Source organism: Haloferax litoreum (genome assembly GCF_009674605.1).
GTDB lineage: Archaea > Halobacteriota > Halobacteria > Halobacteriales > Haloferacaceae > Haloferax > Haloferax litoreum.
The window spans coordinates 1,548,228-1,570,516 of the sequence record NZ_WKJO01000001.1 but is presented as its reverse complement, the minus strand read 5'-3'; the positions used below and the strand labels follow the sequence as shown (position 1 = coordinate 1,570,516).

At 64.1% G+C, this 22,289-nt stretch carries 25 protein-coding genes; 13 read left to right on the top strand and 12 right to left on the bottom strand.

Annotated features, from left to right (window positions below; all coding sequences use genetic code 11):
• Positions 1–68: 68 nt before the first annotated feature.
• Complete coding sequence (locus tag GJR96_RS08100; protein WP_151162475.1) at positions 69–806, top strand: DUF1405 domain-containing protein; 738 nt, start codon at positions 69–71, stop codon at positions 804–806.
• Positions 807–896: 90 nt separating this feature from the next.
• Entirely contained in the window at positions 897–1,952 is a 1,056-nt protein-coding gene (locus GJR96_RS08095) for a hypothetical protein (RefSeq protein ID WP_151162474.1), read from the top strand.
• A gap of 292 nt (positions 1,953–2,244) precedes the next feature.
• Here GJR96_RS08095 and GJR96_RS08090 read toward each other — a convergent pair whose 3' ends face one another.
• The 9 genes from GJR96_RS08090 to GJR96_RS08050 all read right to left on the bottom strand — a co-directional run bounded on the left by GJR96_RS08090 (position 2,245) and on the right by GJR96_RS08050 (position 9,573).
• Complete coding sequence (locus GJR96_RS08090) at positions 2,245–3,171, bottom strand: HFX_2341 family transcriptional regulator (RefSeq protein WP_151162473.1); 927 nt, start codon at positions 3,169–3,171, stop codon at positions 2,245–2,247.
• Positions 3,172–3,235: 64 nt separating this feature from the next.
• A complete protein-coding gene (locus GJR96_RS08085; protein ID WP_151162472.1) occupies positions 3,236–4,027 on the bottom strand; it encodes a hypothetical protein in 792 nt (263 codons plus the stop codon).
• 220 nt (positions 4,028–4,247) lie between these two features.
• On the bottom strand, positions 4,248–5,348 hold the full coding sequence (locus GJR96_RS08080; protein WP_151162471.1) for a putative sulfate/molybdate transporter: 1,101 nt from the start codon (positions 5,346–5,348) through the stop codon (positions 4,248–4,250).
• Between the two features lie 117 nt (positions 5,349–5,465).
• A complete protein-coding gene (locus GJR96_RS08075; protein ID WP_151162470.1) occupies positions 5,466–6,026 on the bottom strand; it encodes a cysteine hydrolase family protein in 561 nt (186 codons plus the stop codon).
• Position 6,027: 1 nt separating this feature from the next.
• Positions 6,028–6,825 carry a YqcI/YcgG family protein gene (locus tag GJR96_RS08070; protein WP_151162469.1) on the bottom strand — a complete coding sequence of 266 codons (798 nt, stop codon included), beginning with the start codon at positions 6,823–6,825 and terminating at the stop codon, positions 6,028–6,030.
• 97 nt (positions 6,826–6,922) lie between these two features.
• A complete protein-coding gene (locus tag GJR96_RS08065; protein ID WP_151162468.1) occupies positions 6,923–7,405 on the bottom strand; it encodes a GNAT family N-acetyltransferase in 483 nt (160 codons plus the stop codon).
• A 60-nt stretch (positions 7,406–7,465) separates the two neighbouring features.
• Positions 7,466–7,750, bottom strand: coding sequence for an amphi-Trp domain-containing protein (locus GJR96_RS08060; protein WP_151162467.1), 285 nt, complete (start codon positions 7,748–7,750; stop codon positions 7,466–7,468).
• Between the two features lie 108 nt (positions 7,751–7,858).
• Positions 7,859–9,358 carry a sodium:solute symporter family protein gene (locus GJR96_RS08055; protein ID WP_151162466.1) on the bottom strand — a complete coding sequence of 500 codons (1,500 nt, stop codon included), beginning with the start codon at positions 9,356–9,358 and terminating at the stop codon, positions 7,859–7,861.
• Entirely contained in the window at positions 9,358–9,573 is a 216-nt protein-coding gene (locus GJR96_RS08050; protein WP_151162465.1) for a DUF3311 domain-containing protein, read from the bottom strand. The genes GJR96_RS08055 and GJR96_RS08050 overlap by 1 nt, the downstream gene beginning before the upstream one ends.
• Positions 9,574–9,809: 236 nt before the next feature.
• Between GJR96_RS08050 and GJR96_RS08045 the strand changes: the two genes are divergently transcribed.
• On the top strand, positions 9,810–10,553 hold the full coding sequence (locus GJR96_RS08045) for a sugar phosphate isomerase/epimerase family protein (RefSeq protein ID WP_151162464.1): 744 nt from the start codon (positions 9,810–9,812) through the stop codon (positions 10,551–10,553).
• A 145-nt stretch (positions 10,554–10,698) separates the two neighbouring features.
• Complete coding sequence (gene dnaG / locus GJR96_RS08040; protein WP_151162463.1) at positions 10,699–12,075, top strand: DNA primase DnaG; 1,377 nt, start codon at positions 10,699–10,701, stop codon at positions 12,073–12,075.
• 34 nt (positions 12,076–12,109) lie between these two features.
• On the opposite strand, the gene GJR96_RS08035 is transcribed toward dnaG, so the two are convergent.
• Both GJR96_RS08035 and GJR96_RS08030 read right to left on the bottom strand, forming a co-directional pair.
• Positions 12,110–12,520, bottom strand: a complete 411-nt coding sequence (locus tag GJR96_RS08035) for a GNAT family N-acetyltransferase (protein WP_394349482.1) — start codon at positions 12,518–12,520, stop codon at positions 12,110–12,112.
• A complete protein-coding gene (locus GJR96_RS08030; RefSeq protein WP_151162462.1) occupies positions 12,505–13,824 on the bottom strand; it encodes a DUF92 domain-containing protein in 1,320 nt (439 codons plus the stop codon). The genes GJR96_RS08035 and GJR96_RS08030 overlap by 16 nt, the downstream gene beginning before the upstream one ends.
• Positions 13,825–13,963: 139 nt before the next feature.
• On the opposite strand from GJR96_RS08030, the gene GJR96_RS08025 reads away from it, so the two are divergent.
• Both GJR96_RS08025 and GJR96_RS08020 read left to right on the top strand, forming a co-directional pair.
• Positions 13,964–14,572, top strand: a complete 609-nt coding sequence (locus GJR96_RS08025) for an undecaprenyl diphosphate synthase family protein (RefSeq protein ID WP_151163959.1) — start codon at positions 13,964–13,966, stop codon at positions 14,570–14,572.
• Between the two features lie 218 nt (positions 14,573–14,790).
• Positions 14,791–16,155 carry a serpin family protein gene (locus GJR96_RS08020; protein WP_151162461.1) on the top strand — a complete coding sequence of 455 codons (1,365 nt, stop codon included), beginning with the start codon at positions 14,791–14,793 and terminating at the stop codon, positions 16,153–16,155.
• A gap of 27 nt (positions 16,156–16,182) precedes the next feature.
• Here GJR96_RS08020 and uppS read toward each other — a convergent pair whose 3' ends face one another.
• Entirely contained in the window at positions 16,183–17,112 is a 930-nt protein-coding gene (gene uppS / locus GJR96_RS08015) for a polyprenyl diphosphate synthase (protein WP_151162460.1), read from the bottom strand.
• A 141-nt stretch (positions 17,113–17,253) separates the two neighbouring features.
• Between uppS and GJR96_RS08010 the strand changes: the two genes are divergently transcribed.
• From GJR96_RS08010 to lwrS, 7 genes are all read left to right on the top strand, one after another.
• A complete protein-coding gene (locus tag GJR96_RS08010; protein ID WP_151162459.1) occupies positions 17,254–17,652 on the top strand; it encodes a DUF5778 family protein in 399 nt (132 codons plus the stop codon).
• Between the two features lie 137 nt (positions 17,653–17,789).
• Complete coding sequence (gene ahbB, locus GJR96_RS08005; RefSeq protein WP_151162458.1) at positions 17,790–18,851, top strand: siroheme decarboxylase subunit beta; 1,062 nt, start codon at positions 17,790–17,792, stop codon at positions 18,849–18,851.
• A 1-nt stretch (position 18,852) separates the two neighbouring features.
• On the top strand, positions 18,853–19,500 hold the full coding sequence (locus GJR96_RS08000) for a precorrin-2 dehydrogenase/sirohydrochlorin ferrochelatase family protein (RefSeq protein ID WP_151162457.1): 648 nt from the start codon (positions 18,853–18,855) through the stop codon (positions 19,498–19,500).
• Entirely contained in the window at positions 19,497–20,882 is a 1,386-nt protein-coding gene (hemA, locus tag GJR96_RS07995) for a glutamyl-tRNA reductase (RefSeq protein WP_151162456.1), read from the top strand. Before GJR96_RS08000 ends, hemA begins: the two co-directional genes overlap by 4 nt.
• A 124-nt stretch (positions 20,883–21,006) precedes the next feature.
• On the top strand, positions 21,007–21,513 hold the full coding sequence (locus tag GJR96_RS07990) for a hypothetical protein (RefSeq protein WP_191965828.1): 507 nt from the start codon (positions 21,007–21,009) through the stop codon (positions 21,511–21,513).
• A gap of 42 nt (positions 21,514–21,555) precedes the next feature.
• On the top strand, positions 21,556–21,831 hold the full coding sequence (locus GJR96_RS07985) for a 4a-hydroxytetrahydrobiopterin dehydratase (RefSeq protein ID WP_151162455.1): 276 nt from the start codon (positions 21,556–21,558) through the stop codon (positions 21,829–21,831).
• A gap of 3 nt (positions 21,832–21,834) precedes the next feature.
• Positions 21,835–22,218: an LWR-salt protein gene (gene lwrS / locus GJR96_RS07980; protein ID WP_151162454.1), complete on the top strand. Its 384-nt coding sequence runs from the start codon at positions 21,835–21,837 to the stop codon at positions 22,216–22,218.
• The last annotated feature ends 71 nt before the right edge of the window (positions 22,219–22,289 follow it).

Sequence of the window (22,289 nt, the reverse complement as noted above, 5' to 3'; positions counted from 1 at the left end):
CTCATCCGACACCGTCCCCCATGGGTGAGACCGGCACCGCTTTCACTTCCCCACGCTTCGGCGTGAGTATGGACGCGGTGACGCGATTGCGCCGACTACTCGACGACCCGAGGTCTCTCTTCGGCGACGACGAATTACCCGCGACGGCAGACCTGCCGCGGTGGCTCAACCCACTTCCGGAGTGGCTCGAAAACTTCGGCCTCAACGTCGCGTGGGTCGTCGTCGCTATCAACCTCGTCGGCACCGCCTTCGGTTTTTGGTACTACGGGTTTCAGTTCAGCATCGAACCCGTCGTGATGTGGCCGTTCGTCCCCGACAGTCCCGTCGCGACGCTGTTTATCGCCCTCTCGCTGGCGTTGTGGAAACTCGGCCGCTCTAACGAGTACCTCAACGCCCTCGCGTTCTTCGGGTGTCTCAAACTCGGGTTGTGGACACCGTACGTCTTGCTCGTATTCAAGAGCGACTTCTCGTACCTCCACTGGGCGATGTACAACTTCCTCTTCTGGAGTCACCTCGCGATGGTCGTGGAAGCGTTCCTCATCCAACGCTACGCGAAGTTCCCCATCGTCGCCGTCTTCGCCGCCGTCCTCTGGTACGGCTTCAACGACGTCGTCGACTACTTCGTCCCGCTGGTCGGAACGCCACACCACACGCTCATCCCGGCCGAGCCAATTCTCGACGGTGTCGTCCAGCACGTCGCGCCGGCCCACGAACTCGCCGCCGCAGGTGCCGTCGTGTTGACGTTGACTGCGACGTTCCTCGCCTTCTCGACTCGCGTCGTGAAAGTCGAACGCGGTGCAGTCTGAAGAGGGGATACCGCGCGGTCTGGGCCGACCATCCACGAACGTCGATTCGGGACGTACGCTTTTGCCGCGCCGCGCCCAACCTGTCACCCGATGACCTTCTTCGACCGAGTGGCAGACCTGCCGCTGACCGTCGACTCCGTCTCCCGCACGCGCCACGAGAGCGACACGTCGAGCGGGTTCCTCCGTAAGACCACCATCTTCGCACTCGCTGGCGACGGACACGTCGGCCGCGGCGAAGACGTGACCTACGACGCAGCAGACCACGACGCCCTCGCCGACGCGCCGGACGACGTGTTCGACCTCGCGGGGTCGTACGACTCGTTCGCTGACTTCTCGGCCACCCTCGACGACGTTGCGCTCTTTCCGACGAAAGACCCCGAACGCGCCACGTCCGAACACTATCGCCGCTGGGCGCTCGAATCCGCCGGCTTGGACCTCGCGCTTCGTCAGAACGACACGGACCTCGCCACCGCGGTTGGCCGCGAACGCGACCCGGTGCGGTTCGTCGTGAGTACCCGCCTCGGCGACCCGCCGTCTGCCGACCGCGTCGAGATGCTCCTCGACCGTGACCCAGACTGCGAGTTCAAACTCGACCCCACCTCAGACTGGGACGACGACCTCGTGGCGTCGCTCGCCGACCACGAGTGCGTCAGAATCCTCGACCTGAAGGGGCAGTACGAGGGGACCGAGGTCGACCAGGCCCCCGACCCGGCCCTCTACGAACGCGTCCTCTCCGGATTCCCCGACGCAGTCGTCGAAGACCCCGCGTTCACCGACGAGACCCGACCGCTGTTCGACGGCCACCAAGGCCGGGTCTCGTGGGACTCCCCGATTACGGGCGTCGAATCCGTAGAAGAACTGCCGTTCGAACCATCGTGGCTGAACATCAAGCCCTCGCGGTTCGGCACCGTCGAATCACTCTTCGAGACCATCGAGTACGCCCACGAACGGGGGATGTCACTCTACGGCGGCGGTCAGTTCGAACTCGGCGTCGGGCGCGACCACATCCAACTGCTCGCGTCGGTGTTCTACGCAGATGGCCCGAACGACGTCGCACCGAGCGCGTACAACCTCCCGGAACCGCCGGAAGGGCTTCCACGGAGTCCGTTAGCGCCAACTGACGACCCGGTGGGTCTGGAATTCTGAAATGTAGGGGGAGAGGGGAGAGTGGACGGTGTACAGGATGGGCAACCAATCGACTGGTGTCGCCACGGCGGGAACTGAGGCACGCACTCGGCAACGGTTCGTTCGGTTCACCCGACAAGCGGTAGGTCGAAGAAGAACCTAAGAACTGCGCACGTGGGGGTGAGTGGCACACCCTCGCCGAAGGTTCTTATAGTGGGACGCGGCCAGACCGCACAGAAACGTGCTGTTCGACGTTCACGCTCGACTCGTCTCCCCGCATCGACCCCCGAGGAGCGACGACGGCACGTCGGTCCTACTCGTCGCTATCGGCGTGCGCGCGGACCCACAACTCGCCGATACGGGAGAGTCGCGTTCGATAGGACTTCCCGCGTTCTTCCTGCTCGATGTAGCCTTTCCCACCGGGGCCGAGGCGGTCGACGTTGTAGATGACCTTCGACCGGAAGGAGTCGGTGTACTCTTCGTTCATCTCGCGGGCCAGCGCTTCTGCGAGTTCCGAGACGGACCCGAACTCGCCGTGTTCGCCGAGTTTGAAGAGGATGACTTCCTCGAACGGTTTGACGTTCGAGAAGGAGGCGACGGGGAGTTCGACGATGTGGCGCTCACCGATTTGCTTCGCGCCGATGGTCGTCCCGCGTTCGTCGAACTCCGAGAGGAGGTCGGACGACACGTCGAGTCGTTCGCGAATCTCCGCCTCGTCTATCTCGCCCGATTCGAGGATGGATTCGAGCAGGTCACGACCGGAGCGAAGTTCCTCGGCGAGTTCGGTCTCCAGATACTTCTCGGGGGCGGTGTAGTAGGTGTGGATGCGGTCTCTGTCGGCCTGTCGCTCCACCATGATGGAGTGGGCCGCCGTGGCGAACGCGAACGAGACGGGCCGCGGCATTGCGCTCACGTTCACCCAGACTTCGCCGGGTTCCTCGTCGTCTCCCCGCATCTCGTCGTCGGCGTCGAGTTCGGCGTTGATGAGGTCGTACGCTTGCTCGAACGCGGCGTCGTAGTCGTACACGTCGTGGACGACGACGCGTTCTGTCTCCGCGCCGAGGAGGTTCTCGAAGTCTTTCTCCAACTTCCCGGAGAGGTTCATCGAGTACTCGACGTTCGCCTCGCTCCCGACGGCCCCTTCGAGGAGGATGACGCGGTCGACATCCAACTGATCGCGGATGAGTGGCGCGATGAGTCGGTCGTAGTCGAACCCGACGGGAACGATGTGCGTCTGCATACGTGGTACGTCGGCGGGGTAGTTATATAAAGTAACAGACCCGTGTCGTCTGTTCCGACACCGCTCAGAACACGTTGTTGCGGACGTCGACCGGGTCGACGGTCCGTTCGTCGATATAGACGTACGCCTCGTAGCGCGAGGCGTCGTACTGCAGGTCGAACTCCTCGATGGACCCGGAGAAGCGGTACCGGTCACCGAGGAAGTGCGCCCCGCCCGCGTCGTCGGGAATCGGTCCCGTCTCGTCCGTCACGGTCACCGTTCCGTCGCCGTTGTCTGTGGGCGTGTCGTTCGAGTCGGCCGAGAAGTCCCCAGAGTCGGTGTCAGGAGACACCTCCGTCGTCGGGGTCCACAGTTCGTACGCAATCGGTCCGTTCGCCGTTATCATCACCGAGCGGTCGGGTCTGAACTCCCCAACGTCGTCGACTAACACGCCGTCGTCGTCGGCGTCGTGCGTGGACCCCGCGTGCGACCCATCGACGTAGAAGTGCACGTCGTAGCCGTTGGTTTCGAGTCCCCACACCTCGACGATTCCGCTCACGAGGTACCGGTCACCGAGATACCTCGTCCCCCCGGCGTTCTCTATGGGGCCAGTCTCGTCGCGCATCCGTGAGACGGCCTCGAAGGCCGGCGACTGGACTTCCTCGTCGCCGTCCGCGGAGAAATCTCCGCCGTCCGTGTCGGGTTCGAGGTTCCCGTCGACGGTGAGCGTGTACTCGACAGGGCCGTTTGCTGCGAGAGTGAGTGTCCGCGTTTCCGTCTGTGTCGTTCCTCTCGACGACCCCGCGACGACCCCGGTCGAGAGTGCCCCGCCGCCGAGTCCGAGTGCGGCCGTCTTCAACACAGTACGTCGATTCATCGGCGTTGCCACCTCACGTTCGGTGACGGTCTTCGCCGTGCGATGCGCGCTCCCCACATACGATACTCGACAACCCAGAGTCACTTGACGCTATTTCAGGGTCGGCAGAAAGTGTCTCGAACGTCACTCTCGCTCGTACGCACACGAAGCCACGACGTGGCACGTCGCGGTGGGGTTCGCCGGTCCGGCCAACCGACCCACGAGTATTCTCTCACGACACTCACTGTCCAGTCCACCGCGTCCACCCCAACCACACACCAACACCGGCGACGAACGCCACGCCCAGATTAACGACCACACCAAGGATGCCAATCCCGACGACCAGCACGTACTCGTCCGTCTTCTGAATACTCGTCCGGCCGAGTTGGAGGGCGATAACCGTCAGCACGACGCCGAGCATCGCGAGTGGGTACGCGGCGACGAGTTCGACTGCGACGAGGGCGACGACGACGTACCCGACGCCCAGAATCACGTTCGCGGCGGCGGTTCGAGCGCCGAAGGCATACTTGCCGGCGACACCGCCGCTTCCGTGGCACATTGGGAACCCACCGAAGGGGAGGGCCGTGAGATTCATCACACCCATACTCGTCGCGAGTTCGTCGGCCGAGATGTCGCGGTCGAAGTAATCCGCGAGGAGGACGGACGTGGCGAGTGCGGCGTTGCCGACGGTCATCGCCAACTGGCCGGCGGCACCCTCTACTGCCGAGGCGGTCACACCCGCAGGCGAGACGAGGAACGCCCCATCGAGCGAGGGGAGCGTCGGCGTGGGGAGACCGGTGTGAAACGCGGCGATGCCGCCACCGACGAGGAGCACCGCGAAGGCGCTCAGGTTCCACCGACCGAGGAGAACCGCGAGGACGACGATACCGCCGGCGAGGGCGGCCAGACCGGGGTCCGAGAACCCGAGCGAGAGTCCTGTTTCGAGCAAGACGAGAGCGACGCCGAACTGAACACCGCGAACGACGGGTGCGCCGATGTACCGACTCACTCGTTCGAGTGAGTTCGTCCGGCCGATACCGAGTAAGACGACGCCGAGAAGGCCCCCGGCGACGAGTGCTTCGGTCGTCGTGACAGTACCCGCGAGGACCAGTGCGGCCAGCGCTTTCATCGGTTCGACGGACAGTGGAACGCCGTAGTAGAGGCCCCAGACGATTTGGAAGACGCCGAACCAGAAGAGGACGAGCGTCAGCGAGAGGTCCGAGAGAAGTGAGAGCGCGACGACGATAGGGAGGACCGTAACCGAATCTCCTACCGCGCCCGTGAACTCGTTCCACGTGAATTCGAGGGCGAGGTTGTCGCGAGAGAGGAACGAGACGCCCACGGCGGGACATTTTCTGTGGTTCGGTAAATATATTTGCGTAACAATAGCACACCACACAGGCGGCAGAACGTAACCGAATCGGGTTTCACAAGTGGCAGAACGCTCCCGACGCGGTGGTCAGCGAGTTGCCAACACGTCCGCCGTCTCGACGACTGCCGCAAATTCGTCGTTCAGGTGCGCCAGCGCAGTTCGGTGCATCTCGTCGGCGGAGTAGTGCGTCCCGTCGTGTCCCTCGCGGTCGAACGTCGCAACCGCGTCCTCGGGAAGGAACACCTCGAAGCCGAGATTTTCGGCCATCCGCGTCGTCGTCGAGACGCAGTGGTCGGTCGTAAGGCCGCAGACGACGAGCGTCGTGTAGCCGTGGTCGCGGAGCCACGATTCGAGGTCGGTGCCCACGAATCCGCTGTTGACGTGCTTCGTGAACACGGGTTCGCCCGAGGTTGGTTCGGCTTCTGGTTTCCAGTCGAAACCCCCACTATCGCTCCGGAGCGGTGAGTCCGATTCCGTCGAGTCGTGTCGGACGTGGACCACAGGCGCGTCGGCGTCGCGCCACGCGGCGAGCAAGTCCGCGACGCGCGCTTCCATCTCGGGATTGTTCCGTGTTCCCCACCGCGGTTCGTCGAACCCGACCTGCATATCGATGCAGACGAGGACGGCATCGGTCGGCAGGTCGACCATGTTAGTCGTCCGCCGGTGCCATCGACACCTTCGGGTGGTCGCGCGTGATGCGAATCGGGCACTCGTCGGGTGCTTGCGACTCGTCCGACGAGAACATGTACTGCGGCCACTCGCGGTCACCCTCGACGCCCCAGTCGCCGAGGTCGGCGTGCGGGCAGACACCGTCGTACTCCTCGATGCGGTTCTGAATGACGGAGCGGGCTTTCTGTCCGGCCTCGGTGTCGGCGGTGATACCGTCGAACAGCGACCGAGGCTGGAACGTGATTTCGAGCCCCCACGGGCAGTAGCGACTCAGGCGCTCGTCGTAGAACGGCGCGCGGGTCGTCGGGAAGATGGGTTCGCCGCCGAAGGAGAACTCCCACGTCGAATCGTCGGGGTCGGTCGGAATGTCCTCCGGCCACGGTTCGGGGTCGTTGACGTGGAGGAACTGAAGAATGTGCCACAGGCGTTCGTGGTAATCGGCCTCGGTCAGGTCTTCTTCGGGCGGTTTGAAGAACGTGACGAGCGAACACGCCTCGGAGTAGTCGCGGTAGACGTCGAGGTACTCCAAGACCGTGTCCCGGAGCGCTAACAGAGCGTCTTTGTCGGTCATCGAATCGACGAACGTGTACAGGGCGTCGCCGTTTCGCTCAGACTCGACGCCGAAGTAACACGGGAAGGGTGCGCCGTCGTTGTCACCGAGCATCGTTTCGCGGAACGTCTCATAGTGTTGCGCTGCCCACTCGGGAAGGTCGTCGTCGTCCAGGCGATGACGAAGCACGTCTTGCTCCATCAACACCTGGTGTCCCGACTCGTTCATGCGCGGGGGTTAGTGTGCGGAGATTTGAGGGTTCGGGTTTAGTGGTCGAATGACGCCCCCGAAATCGCGGGGGTAGATATCGGTGTCGTCCGGCGATTCACAGGGGTCGGTCCATCTTCACGTACCGCGTCTCGTACCCCATCGACTCGTAGCAGGACTGTGCCGCCTCGTTGCGGACGTGGACGCTCAACGCGGCGCGTTCACACCCGCGTTCGCGCCCCCACTCGTGTACCCGTTCGAGTAATCGTGTTCCGAGTCCGTCGCCCCGAGCGTCGGGCGCGACGTAGAGGTCTTTCACTTTCGCAACCGCCCCGCGAGCGAAGACTGGCGGTGACTCGGAATACGAAACGGTCGTATACCCGACGAGACGCCGTTCAGCGTCGTCGTCCACTGCGACGAACGTCTGTCTGTCCTCGTCGTCGAGTTGGTTCCGACGGTACTCGACTGCCTCGGCGCGAACGTCGGTGTCCTCGGACAGTGCGTCGTACTGGTCGATACCACCCATCTCGTCGGCGAAGGGAAGCCACAGGTCGTCGACGAGGGAGGGTACGTCGTCGTCGGTGAGTGGACGAATCTGCATGGTGGCGTGACGACTCGCAGAGGTGTCAAAAAAGTATTCGTTCGGAGCGGGCGAACCGCCTCACTCGATTTCCAAGCCGCCGCCCGCGCCGCCGTCGCCGCCGTCTTCGTCCCACTCCAGTTCGAACTCGATGCTCAGTTCGCCGGGTTGTCCCGCGGGGCCTTCGCGTTCGGCTTTCACCTCGAACGTCGGCGACGCCGGCGGGTCCATCGTCACGGACTGGTCGCCCGCTTTCAGTGTAATCGGCTCGCCAGCGTCCAGTTTGTCGGCGACGGCACGGAGGTACGACGCGATTTCGGCACGGCTCTGTCGGTTCTCGGATTTGAACAGAACTTCTTCAGGCATGAGAGAACAATTGTCGCACAAGGGAATAAACCTCCCCACGGTGGCAGCAAGTGTGCCGGAGGGCGAGTCGGAAGGCGCTAGTCAGCGGAGTTCAGGTAGCGCGAGAGCTCAGTCGGCTCGCAGTCCTTCGGAGAACCGACGCTGGTTCTCTTCGGGTGCGGTAGCCGTGAACGCAGAGACGCCGACCGTCAAGACGGCGGAGAGGAGCATCCCCCAGAGGGCGAAGTCCCACGTGAGGTACGTCGGGCCGAACACCGAGACGCCCGCGAGTTCGACCGTCGGCACGAAGACGTGTGCAAGGTAGAACGCCTGTGAACCGAGGATGCCGGCGAACATGCCAGAGCGGTTCGTCTTCGCCCAGTAGAGTGCGATGATGACGGGGAGCGCCATCTGCGCGAACCCGCCGAACGCGGTGTCACCGACTTCGATGAGCGTTCCGGGGCGGAACAGACTGGCGACGAACGTCAGCGTCGCGAACAGTGCGACACCGATGCGCGCAATCCACGCTTCCCGGTCCTCGCTCAGCGAGGCGTCGACGAACGGCCGGTAGAGGTCACGGGTGAAGTACGACGACCCGGAGAGGAGCATCGAGTCCGACGAGGACATCATCGCGGCCATCGCACCGGCGACGACGAGGGCGGCGAACCAGACGGGCGTGTACTCGTTGAGGAGGACCGGCAGGACGTTCGCGCCTTCTGGGACCGAGATACCGAGACCTGCCGCCCACGTCCCGAGGATGAAGGCAGGGACGAACAGTAAGACGACGAGGACAGGCCACAGGGCGAACGAGCGCTTGAGGACTGCCCCCGACTTGGCGACGAAGAACCGCTGGTTGATTTGCGGGAACATCGCCACGCCGAAGGCGATGGTAACGGCAGTCGAGATGATGAACTGCGGGGTGTAGAGGCCGCCGCCGAGGGCGAGGAACTCTGGTTTGTTCGTCGCGAGCGCGTTCGAGAGGGAACTGGGTCCGCCTGCGGCAGTCGCGACCCACCCGACGGCGAGCCAGACGACGCCGAGCATGAACAGGCCTTGGAGCGTGTCGGTCCACGCGACGCCGCGCAGACCGGCGATGACGACGTAGGCAATCATGAACACCGTGATACCGGCGGCACCGGCCCAGTACGGGACGATTCCGTTCGTGAGGCCGACGATGGCTTCACCGGCACCCATCTGCTGGAGCATCACGTACGGGAACAGCCAAAAGAGGCTGATACCCGCGACGACGGCCCGGAGGCGCTTCGACCCGAAGCGGTCACCGAGCATCTCGCCGAGCGTCACGTAGCCGTGGGCCTTGCCGACGAGCCACTGTTTGTAGCCGACGACGTACCAGAGGATGGCGAACAGGACGCCGTCCATGACGCCCATCACCAGAATCCACTCGGGACCGGCACGGAACGCGAGGTCAGGACCGCCGAAGAACGTGAACGCGGACAGGAGCGTCGCGAAGGTAGTGAACAGGAGGACGACGGTTCCGATAGAGCGCCCCGCGAGGTAGTAGTCCTCGGCGTCTTTACTCGTGAGGCGGTACGCGAGCAACCCGACTGCGAGGGCCACCACGAGGTAGACGCCGACGACGCCGAGTTGGATACCGAGTGCGGAGACCATCAGCGGGCCCCCTCGACGATTCCGCGGTCCCACGCCCGGCGCGTGAACAGGTGAAAGACCACCGCTGTCAGTCCCATCCAGCCGATGTGCCACCAGAGCCACAGTGGAAGTCCGGCGAACACCCGACTATCTCCCCAGAGGAACCACGGGACGGCGAACGTCACGAGGACTGCGAACGTCGCAATCCAGAGGTAATCGATGCGTGCTCTCGTCATGCTTGGAGACCATAGTTAACAATAGAACGTAAATCTTACCCTATTGTCCTACGTTGCATCGTATTGGAGAATATTTTTCTTCAATACGCGGTGACGAATTTCTCAGACCACTCATAGGGCGTGGAAGTATGCCATCCGGGGGTCGCTGTGATTTCCGCAGTCGTCGCCGGTGTGACCGGTGCTCGACAGTGGTCACCGCCGGAACAATTTCCCACATCCCGTGAGAGCGTCGGTGTATGAACTTCGGCATCCAGTTGTACTCGCTCCGCGCACTCGACGAACCGACTTCGGCGCTGGTCGAACGCGCCGCAGACGCCGGGTTCGACGGCGTCGAATTCGCGGGATTCGACGACGGCGACACGATACGGACGACACTGTCCGACACGGGCCTGACGGCACCCGCCGCACACGTCGGTGTCGACGAACTCGAATCCGACCTCGACGCAGTCTGCGAACGATACGGCGCACTCGGCGTGGAGACACTCGTCGTCCCCTACCTCCCACCAGAGGCGTTCGCAGACGCTCAGACAGTCGACGAGACAGCACACCGACTCGACGACCTGACGGCGAAGTGTGACGACCGAGGGTTCAGACTCCTCTATCACAACCACGACCACGAACTCCAGACCGTCGCGGGCGAACCCGCACTCGACAGACTCGCCGAGGAATCCGGCGTGGGGTTCGAACTGGACCTCGCGTGGGTGCTGGCCGCCGGATACGACCCCGTCGACTATCTCGACCGATACGCCGACCGCACGCCACTCGTTCACCTCAAAGACGTGGTCCTCGATGCGGACGCCGAGCGTGGTGGTCGTCCCGTCTCGCTCGGGGATGGGGAACTCGACGTCGACGCCTGTCTCGCCGCCGCCCGAGACGGGTTCGTCGAGTGGGCAATCGTCGAACACGACGACCCGTCGGACCCGGCCGAGTTCTGTCGCACCGCTGGTGAGACAGTGGCGTCACTCCGCAGAGAGTCGTAATCGTGAAGGAGCGACTGCCGCGTTCGAATCGTCGGCCACGATAGATATTTCCCTCGGGCACGACTTATATAAAGACGTTCGTGGGTTCCACCCATGACATCATCACCATCATCACATCATCACCTCCTCCGGGAGGACTTCACCAATGGACGACACTGCAAAATATCTCATTCACGCCTCCATCTCCGCCGACGGAGTAGTCGAACGGAGCGACGTCGTCGGGGCTGTCTTCGGGCAAACCGAGGGCCTCCTCGGCGACGAACTCGACCTCCGTGACCTCCAACAATCTTCCAAGGTCGGTCGGATAGACGTACAGATAGACTCCGAAAACGGCCACTCGTTCGGTCAGATGACCATCGCGAGTAGTCTCGACAAAGTCGAGACGGCCATCCTCGCCGCCTCGCTGGAGACGCTCACGCGCGTCGGACCGTGTCAGGCCGTCATCGAAGTCACGAACATCGAAGACGTTCGCGAAGCGAAGCGCCGGATGGTCGTCGAACGCGCCAAGGAACTGCTCACGGAGTCGTTCGACGACACCGTCATGACCTCTTCCGAGATTCTCGAAGAGGTCAAAGAGAGCGTCCGCGTCGAGGACATCACCGAGTACCACGGCCTGCCGGCAGGACCACGTGTCGCCGACTCCGACGCCATTATCGTCGTCGAAGGTCGTGCAGACGTGTTGACGCTCCTCCGATTCGGTATCAAGAACGCCGTCGCCGTCGAGGGGACCAACATCCCCGACGACGTGGCCACGCTCACGCAAGAACGCACGGTCACGACGTTCTTGGACGGCGACCGTGGCGGGGAACTCATCCTCCGCGAACTCTCGCAAGTTGGCGACGTGGACTACGTCGCGTTCGCCCCCGACAAACAGTCTGTCGAGGACCTCGACCGCGCCGCGGTCATCCGTGCCCTCCGAAACAAGGTCGCATTCTCCTCGCTTCCGGACGACGGTGACTACCGGGCCGCAGTCGCTGCCGCCGGTGACACGCCGGGAGTTCCGTCGGACCCTCGCCCGGAGTCGCCGACGACTGACGGTTCGTCGTCGACTCCACCCGCAGATGGCCCCACCGATGCGGTTCCCGAAGCGAGTTCCGACAACGGCGGGACGGTCACCGTCGAAAAGACGACAGAGGCCGACACCAGCGCAGACGCAGAACACGCCCCAGACGACGTGTTCGACGAGTCCGAGGCAGTCGCCGAAGCGGTCGACCCCGTCCACCCGACGCTGTCGCTTTCGGACCACGTCCGCGAGACGATTACCGACGGCAGCGGACTCGCTCGCCTCCTCGATTCGGAACTCGACCTACTGGACGAAGTCGCCGTCGAGAAGATTTACGACACGCTCGAACAGACCGAACCGGCCCCCCGACTCGTCGTCGTCGACGGCGAGGCGAGTCAGAAACTCGTCGACATCGCGGCCCAACGCGGCGTCGGTGACCTCGTCGCCCGTTCGAAGGGCGAGTACGTGAAGAAACCCGTCAGCGTCCGTGTCAGGACCGCCGACCAACTGTTGACGTAGGGGCGTCGCACTTCACCTGTCGTATAGCGTTGGCTCACCCGTCGTAGACGAGACGAATCGCGTCGTCACCGTCGAACGCGTCGCCGACACGTTCGTCGTGACGGAACCCGAGTGCATCGTAACACGCTCGTGCGCCCTCGTTTTCCGGATGGACCAGTAACGTGAGCGACGCGTCCGAGTGGCGTGCCTGATACGCTTCGACGAGTGCAGTAGCACGACCCTCCCTGCGGGCGTCCGGGGCGACGACGAGTTCGGCGAGGTGGTCGCCGACGCCGAGGAGATAGCCCACCGGATGGTCGTCAGAATCGACGGAGACGAGGAGCGTTCCGACGGCTGGCCACGCGTCGAAGAGTTCGGGGGACGGGTGGCTGAGAAGTCCGTGGAGCGACGAGAGTGTGCCCCGGTCCTCGGGGCGGGCGAGGCGGACGGTCACAGTGGAATCCACGCGACGACCGCACCCAACGCACCGCCGAGCGTCATGAGGAAGTTGACCGCCTGATTGCCGAGGCCGGCACCCTCGACGGTTGCACCGAGGAGACTATCGACAGTCATGCCGACGACGCCGCCCACGAGAATTGCGACCGCCGCCGCCGAATTCGGAATCGGGAGCGGAAGCGACACGTACGCGATACCGGCGACGAGTCCCGCGCCGACGATGCCTGCGAGTTCGCCCTGCCACGTGACCGCACCGTCGGTTCCCGGCGGGACGCGCCTGAGCGACGTGATGAGTCGAGGGTTGTCGAACAGGCCACCGATTTCGCTGGAGAGTGTGTCGCTCATCGCGGCCGCGACAGACCCGGCGAACGCGAGGACGAACAGGTCGCTACCGAGTTGGTGTCCAATCGTCTCCATCGCGGCGAACCCGACGACGGCGAGGAGCGAGACGGCCGAGTTGCCGAGCACGTTCCCCGTGCCGCGCGCCCCCTCGTTGTCTTCGGCGACGCCGCGTTCGGCTTTTCGGTCGTAGCGGAACTTGGTCGCGAGTGCGCCGATGCCGAAGAACGAGGCGAGGGCGAGAGCCCACCCGAACCCACCGAACCCGACGGCGACGAGCAAGAGAAGCACGCCAGTAATCATGCCGGCGACGGAGGCGGTTCCGAGTGCGTAGGCGGCGTAGCCGAGTGCGACAGTCAACAACAGCGAGACGCCGGTCTGTGTGGGCGTGATGGGACCGGCCAACCAGTCGACGCCCCACAGTGCAATTCCCACGGTGAGCATGACGACGGGGTCGTCGCGTTCGTAGAGCGCAGACCGGAGGAGTGCCGCGACGAGTGCACCGAGTGCGGCGACGAAGGTGAACCGGGCGAGGTCCATCGGGTCGCCGGTGAGACTCACGACGGTTGCCTGTCCGACTGTCCCGGCGAGGATGCCGGCGGCCACGAACCCGGCAGAGTGGAGGAACTCGTCGTCGAATCGCGTATCCACCAGTCGCGCTCCGAGGTTCCCGTAGGCGAGTATCAGCACGGTTGCGACGAACACCGTGAGGGGCATCCGTTCCCGTGGGACCGTCGCCAGAAGCGCCAACCCGGTCGCGGCGAGCGAAAAGCCGGCCAACCCGTTGAGGCGGCCGTCCTCCCGGTCGCCGGGGCGGGCGAACAGCTCGAAGAGCGGCCCGTCGTCGATGACGAAGGCCGCCAAGAGCGCGACTGCGGCGAAAGGTGCGAACGCGGCAGCGCCGAGACTAGGGGCCGCGAGGGCCAGCGTCCCGACGACCGCGAATCCACCCGCTCGCCGTAGTGTGGAAGTCACATCGTTCGGTATCCCCGACTCGCACTTAACCCTCCCGACATCGGTGACTCGAACGCTCCTCCCGCGTCTGACGACCCGCACACCCGCACATCACGCCGAACCCGAAGCGTTAGAAACGTCGGCGCGTGTACAGACCTCCGTGGGACTGTACGACTACTACCTCGCCCTCCGATTCCGCCTCGACGACACGGCGGCACCCGAGCACGTCGCCCTCGTCATCACCGAGCGCGACCTGTTAGAACAGGGTGCGTACGCCAAACTCGAAGACGCCATCCGCTGGGCGTTCGAGTACGGGACCGAACGCGTCACCGTCTCGGTGAGTGTCCTCGACGAGGCAGTCGTCCCGACGCTCTCTCGTGAACTCCGCGAACTCGATACACCGTACCCCATCGCCGTCCGCGAACCCGGTGACACCGAACGCGCCGACGCTCCCGTACAGGTCAACATCGGCCTCGGCGGGAAACGCGAGTTCGCCGCCGTCGTCCGTTCGCTCGCCGAAGAAGTCGACGCCGGCGAGTTGGACCCCGACGACATCGACGGCACCGACATCGAAGAGCGACTGGTGTTCCCCGACGAACCCGACTTCGTCGTCAAGACGGGTGCCGAACGCCTCTCCGACTTCATGATTTGGCAGTCGGTCTACGCGGAACTGTACTTCACCGACGTGAACTGGCGTGACTTCCGGAAGCGCGACTTCCTGCGGGCGTTGCGGGACTATCAGGACAGACAGCGGAGGTTCGGCCGGTAGGGCGAACCACGTGGCGGCTATGCCGATACGGAGATTTGGACGGTAAGCGCGAGCGAACCGTCCGAACGCTGTTGCGCCCGAAGGGTGGAACAGAAATTTGGACGATAGTCCAAACCACGTGATAGCTGTGCTGACACGGGTTTTAGGCGCCCGCCCGTGACTCAAACGACCGTTTGGGCTTACAGAAAACATATTGTCGACTGTGTGAACGTTCCGACATGAAGCGTCGCGAACTCCTCGCGCTCTCGGGTGCCCTCGCCGCCGCGACAGTGGCAGGGTGTACGGGCGACGGTGGGTCCCCGCCCGAAACGGACACGACCGCACCGCCCACCACAGATACCCCGACCGAGACGTCGACAGACACGCCGACAGAGGAACCACCGACTGGGTCACCGAACGTCAACGACGAACGACTCGCCGCGCTCGCGTCCGGGAACGCCGCGTTCGCCCTCGAACTGCACAACCATCTGGCGGCCAAAACGGGTAGCAACCAGTTCCTCTCGCCGTACAGCATCTCCGTCGCGCTGGCGATGACCTACGCCGGCGCTCGCGGCGACACTCGCGAACAGATGGAAGAGACACTCCACTACACGCTCGGCGAGGAGGTGCATCCTGCCTTTTCCGACCTCCAAGCCGAACTCGACAGTCGAGCGACGACCACGGACCGCTTCGACGACACGGAAGTCGACGCCTTCCAGTTGGCCGTGGCGAACGCACTGTGGGGGCAAGAGGACTACCCGTTCTCCGAGGATTACCTCGCACTCTTAGAGGAGAATTACGGCGCAGGCCTTCGCCGGGCGGACTTCGGCGGCGACCCGAACGGCGAACGTGAGCGAATCAACGAGTGGGTCGCCGACCAGACCGAAGACCGAATCGAAGACCTGCTCCCGGCGGACGCCATCACCCCGCAGACGATCCTCGTGCTCACTAACGCCATCTACTTCATGGCGAGTTGGTTGCACAAGTTCGACCCCGAAAACACCGAGGAGGGAACCTTCACCGCACTGGACGGCACCGAATCGACGGTTCCGCTCATGCACCACGAGTTCTCTCGGCTGAATTATGCGTCGGTACCCGGCGCGCAGGCCGTCGAGTTGCCGTACATCGGAGAAGAGGTGTCGATGGTGCTGATTCTCCCCGACGAAGGCGAGTTCGAGTCGTTCGAGCAGAACCTCACCGCCGACCGGTTGTTTGGCCTCTTCGACGTGATGAGCGACGCCAGGGGAACACTCGCGTTGCCCAAGTTCGAGTTCGAGACGGAAGTCCAGTTGTCGACGGCGCTCTCGGACCTCGGCATGCCCGTCGCATTCGGCCCCGGCGCGGATTTCAGTGGCATGGTCGAAGACGGTGGCGGTGGCCTCTTCGTCGACGAGGTGTTCCACAAGTCGTTCGTCTCCGTGGACGAAGACGGAACCGAGGCGGCGGCGGCGACGGCAGTCGTCATGGAAGTGTCACTGCCCCCGTCGTGGGGCGAACTCCGGTTCGACCGGCCGTTCCTGTTCTGTATCCGCGACAAACCGACCGACGCGATTCTGTTCTACGGCCGCGTCGTCGACGCCGGCGCGGCACAGGGCGACGAATAACGCTGGAGAATCCGTTTTCGACGACCCTCAGTCCGCCGTCTCGTCGGTCCGCTTCGCCAACTCGGCAGACACCTCGTCGGCACCCGACGACGGCAGTTGCTCGCGGAGGCGACCCGCGACAGCACGGGCGTCTTCGAACTCGACTTCCGCGACGGCCCGGACGAGTGCGACGGCGCGTTCGGTTCGCGTCCGTTGCCACGACTTCTCGCGCGACTCGTAGGTCCGAATGCCGCGGAGCAGGTCTATCTTCGAGAACTCCGGCCAGTAGGGTGCACAGAAGTAGACGGCCGCTTCGTTCCCGTTGGCGTGCCACGGCAGGAAGTTCGACGTTCGTTCGTCGCCGCCGGTGCGGATGATGAGGTCAACGTCGCGGACGGGTTGCCGCGAGAGGTGGCGGTCGACCGCTTCGACGTCTACGTCGTCGGGGGAGAGGACGCCGGATTCGACGTCGCGGCACACGTCACGGGCGGCACTGAGCAGTTCTGCTCGGCCGCCGTACGCGAGGGCGATGTTGAGCGTGAAACTGTCGTAGTCACCGGTCTGTGACTCGGCGTAGTCGATGGCGTCGCGGACACGTTCGGGGAGCATGTCCACCTCCCCGATTGCGCGGACGGCGACTTCTCGGTCGTGGACGCGTTCGGCGTCGGCGAACTCGTACAACTTGTCCTCGAAGAGGTCGAAGAGGGGTTCGCGCTCGTGTGGAGGGCGCTCGAAGTTCTCGGTCGAGAACGCGTACAGCGTCAACTCCTCGATGCCGAGTTCCTCACACCAGTCGAGGACGTTCTCTGTGGTCTGTGCACCCGCGCGGTGACCGTCGGGTGCGTCGTCACCCTGCTTTCTCGCGTAACGGCGGTTTCCGTCTTGGATGATAGCGACGTGCGTCGGTCCGTCGTCGATTTCCCGAGAGAGCACCCGCTCGTAGGCGCGTCGAAAGCCGCGTCGGACCCACCCGAACATGTCCCTTTCGTTGCATGCAGAGCCTATGTGTCTTGTGGGTCGTCTCGGTCGGGCAGAACGGATGCCGGAGTGACGACGACTGCGAGAGGAATCTGACCGACGAATCGCCATCCGTTTGTACCTCCCCGAGAAGAGATGACCATGAGCGAGACCATCGACGACGACCTCTACAAGCGGACGCTCGCACTGCTCGAACCGGGTGACATCGAGTTGGTCGGCGCTATCGTCCACACGACTCTCAGCGGTCGCGAGGACCTCGAGATGCAGGAACTGACCGTCGCAATCAACGACGTCATCTCCGAACACGCAGACAAGGGCGACGCGTGGATTTACGCCGGCAACGACGACACCGACTTCTCCTCGAACCAGTTCCAGGGCCTCAGCGTCGAGGACGACGAGTTCGTCTGGGAGTGCCAGCAACTCCTCCGTGAGGGGACCTTCGACCTCGTGTTCTACTACGAGGCGACGGCCGACCACGACGCCATCGTCGAGAACCTCGAAGCACTGGACCACGTCGACCGCGTCACGCCCGTTCCCTGAACGCGTTTTACCGTACTTTTTCGAACACCGAATAACCGGAATTTCGGCCTGACAGACTCGTCAGCGACCGAATAGGCCGTCTCACACCCGTGAGAATAAGCGAGTCGTTTATTCCCTTCGCATCCTGAGTCACGCCCATGATACAGGCGGACGCGGACCTCTCTCATCTCGACCGCGCCATCGTCAACGCCTTTCAGGGTGGATTCCCCGTCGTCGAACGTCCATTCGAACCCGCAGCGGAGGCGCTCCGTGACCGCGGCGTAGACGTGACGGCGTCGGAACTCTGTCGGCGTATCCGTGAACTGGACGACGAAGGCATCCTCTCGCGGTTCGGCGCACTCGTCAACGCGGAAGAGATTGGCGGGACGGCGACGCTCGTCGCCATGCACGCCCCGCCGGAGCGATTCGACGACGTGGCCGAGCAGGTCAACGCCCACCGAGAGGTCGCACACAACTACGAGCGAGAACACCCACACCTCAACATGTGGTTCGTCGTCTCCGTCGCCACGGAATCACGTGTCGACGAGGTACTCGGCGAGATAGAGGCGGAGACGGGGCAACCGACGTACAACATGCCCAAACGCCACGAGTTCCACGTCGGCGCGAAGTTCCTCCTCGACGGCCCCATCTCCGACGGTGACCTCGACCTCTCACACCTCGGTCCCGACGTCGAACCGTCCGACGAGCGCATGCTCACCCCGGACGAGCGCGACTTGGTCTTAGAGATTCAGGGCGGTCTGCCGGTCACGGAGACGCCGTACGCCGACGTCGCCGACGCCCTCGGACAGGACACCGCGTGGGTCGTCGAGACCATCAAACGCTTCGACGTCGAAGGGAAGGTCCGCCGCGTCGGCGTCATCCCGAACCACTACGCCCTCGGGTACAGCGAGAACGGGATGACGGTCTGGAACGTCCCCGACGACATCGTGATGGAGGTTGGCCCGGAAATCGCCTCGCTCGACTTCGTCACCCACTGTTACCGCCGGCCACGACACGAGGGCGTCTGGCCGTACAACTTCTTCGCGATGACCCACGGCCGGTCGAAAGCAGAGAGCGACGCCCGCGTCGAGCGCGTCCGTGAGGTCATGAGTGAACACTGGGAGGTCGGTGACGACGACTGGGACACGTTGTTCTCGACCCGAATCTTGAAGAAGACCGGTATCAGACTGGACGAGCGAGCAGACGCCAACACGGAGTGAGATGATTCCACTGGTTCACGACCTGTCCGGCGAGACCATCCTCGTGTTCGGAGGTGGACCTGTCGGTGCCCGCAAAGCCCGGCGATTCGCCCGCGAGACCCAGACCGTCGTCGTGAGCCCCGAGTTCGCAGACCGGGACTTCGGCGACGCCGAACTCGTGCGTGCGGCCCCGGCACCCGACGACATCTCCGAGTGGTTCGACCGGTTCGACCCGGCACTCGCCGTCGCGGCGACGAACGATTCCGCGGTGAACGACGCCATCGTCGACTCGGCCCGCGAACGGGGCGTGCTGGTCAACCGCGCAGACCGTAGCGGCGAACGAGAGGCCGGGAGCGTCGTCGTCCCCGCCACCGTGGACGACGGGGATGTGTCCGTGGCCATCACAACCGGCGGGTCGAGTCCGGCCCTGTCGAAGTACCTGCGTGAGCGCATCGAGGCCGAACTCGACGGTGCCGGCGCGATGGCCGAATTGACGGCCGACCTCCGCGACGAACTCAAAGACGCGGACCACTCGCCGGCCGAACGCCGTGACGCGATTCGCGCCGTCGTGCGCGACCCGTCGGTTTGGAAGGCTTTACGTAGTGCGGATACAAACCCCCGACGAGAGGCAGCGCGCGTGATTACAGACACAATGCGAGGTGATTCATGAGAAACGCGGGTGTCATCTCTGGTGTGAGCGTCGCCCACGACCGGGCGAGCGTTCAGGAGATAGAATCCGCGTCGAGCGACGACGTCGAGACGGTCGTCGCTCGACTGCTCGCGTGTGAGGGCGTCACGGAGGCGTTTTCGCTGCAGACGTGTAACCGGGCAGAAGCCTACGTCGTCACCGACGACGCCACCCATGGACGCCGTGCGCTGGAAGACTTCGCACCCGACGTTCGAGACGGGAGCGTCCGCCACATGGACCACGAAGAGAGCCTTCGCCACCTGATGCGGGTGGCGTCGGGTCTCGAATCGCTCGTCCTCGGCGAAGACCAGATTCTCGGGCAACTCAAGGACGCGTTCGAGGCGGCCCACGACGCCGGGAGCATCGGGCCAATGCTCGAAGACGCACTGATGAAAGCCATCCACGTCGGCGAACGCGCCCGCGACGAGACGGCCATCAACGAAGGTGCCGTCTCGCTCGGTAGTGCCGCCGTCAGACTCGCTCGCTCGAAACTGGGGCACCCCGTCGAAGACGCCCGTGCCCTCGTCGTCGGCGCAGGCGAGATGGGCACCCTCGCCGCAAAGGCACTCGCGTCCGTCGACGTGTCCGAGTTGGTCGTCGCGAACCGGACCGTCTCCCACGCCGCGCATCTGTCACGCGAAATTCCGGGCATCACCGCCGCCGCGGGACTCGACTCTCTCGGCGAGTTGCTCGTCGACGCCGACATCGTCATCACAGCGACGAGCAGTCCAGACTACGTCGTCGAGTCGGCACACCTCGAAGCGGCCGGTGCGACGATGCTCATCGACATTGCACAACCCCGCGACGTCGACCCCGCCGCCGACGACGTCGACGGCGTCCGCGTCCACGACATCGACGACTTAGAGACGGTCACCGACCGGACTGCGGCCCAGCGCGAACAGGCCGCGAAACAGGTCGAGGCGATGATAGACGAGGAGTTCGACCGCCTGCTTGCCGCCTACAAGCGCAAGCGTGCCGACGAGGCGATTAGTTCGATGTACGAGGCGGCAGAACACGTCAAACGCCGCGAGGTTTCGACCGCTCTCTCGAAGTTAGAAGCGCAGGGCGACCTGACCGACGAACAGCGCGAAACCGTCGAGTCCCTCGCGGACGCACTCATCGGGCAACTGCTCTCCGCGCCGACGAAGAGTCTCCGCGACGCCGCGGGCGACGACGACTGGACGACCATCCAGACGGCGATGCGGTTGTTCGACCCCGGATTCGACGACTACTCCGTCCCGGACACTGCGACGTCGTCCAGTCGTCTGGGAGATGTCTCTGAGGGAAACCACCCCGATATCGACGGTGAGTCGTCCGAAGACGAGATACCTCGCCGCGTCATCGAGCAACTCTCAGACGACTGACCGCGACGACTGGTGACTGACCTCGGTGAACCGACGGCCGTGCCCGGCGACTGACGACGACTGTTCTGTTTCGACCCGTTCTCCGGCGAAGGTTCATGTACCAAGCCGAGGCCATGTCGCTTCGATGACTGTCTCACTCCACCAGTGGACCGTCCAGCGGAGTTCCAACGCTGTCTCGCACTGGGTACGCTCGCGTACCAGACGACTCGTTGTTCGACTTCGCACGTCCCGTGACCGCCGCCTCGCCGAGGCGACACCGAGACGACGGGTCTGTGACCTCGCCGGCGCAAACCGGGCGACTGTCGTCGGGACCGTCACCGAAGTCGCCGGTGACGGCCCAGCACTCCGGACGTGGGTCCAAACCGAGGCCGAAGGCCGCCCAGTCAGCGGACGGGAGACACGGCCGTTCGTCTTGGACGATGGAACCGGTGACGTTCGAGTTCGAGTCCCGCCCGATAGCGGCGTCCTCGTCGGCGAGGGCGGAGAGCGAACCGCGGTCGGTGGGCGAACCACCGTTCAGATAGCCGTCGACGAAGGTGACCGCGTGTCGGTGAGTGGGCGGGTTCGTCGGGGGCGTGGCGGGACGCAGATACTAACTGGCCCACGGTGTGTCGTCACGCCGCCGCCGTGACCCGGGCGAATCCTTATCGGTTCGCCGGACGACATGTTTGGTATGGCCGAGGTACTCTCCGAAGCAGACGTCGACGAACGGTTGAACGACGAGTGGGAGCGTGACGGCGACGAAATCGTCCGTGTCTACGAGTTCGACGACTACCTCGACGGCGTCGCGTTCGCCGCGAGCATCGGCGAAGTCGCCGAAGAGGAGTTCCACCACCCCGAGATAACCATCCGGTACAAGAAGGTCGAAGTCCGCCTCACGAGTCACGAAGAAGGCGGCATCACCGAGAAGGACCTGCGTCTCGCCGACCTGTTCGACGCCGAGTTGTGAGGGATGCCGCTCAGATACGTCTTCCGGGTGCGCTTTCGACTGGATACGGCCCCCGGCGTCGGAACCGACCCCCGAGAGTTCGAGACAGTCGTCCGCGTCACCCCACCAGAACCCGGTGAATCCGGGTGGATGCTGTTCCGTGATGCACTCTGGCGCGGCGAGGTGAACGACCCAGTCTACGCCTGCCAACTCGCGGAGTCGTGGCTAGACGTTCCGGTCGTCTCCTGTGAGTTCGCCGAACTCCGAACCGACGAGGAGGACTTGACGGCCCTTCGGGAGGCTATCGCCGCCGAGTTAGACGAGTTCAACGCCGAATCGGTCCGCGATGTGCTTCACAAGTACTTCGGGAGCGCGATTCACGTGGAATCGGCGGACAGGGAGGACTGAGTATTCCCCGACGGGGACCGGTGAGACGGTGCCGACGACAGGCGAGACGGTGCCGACGACCGGCGATACTC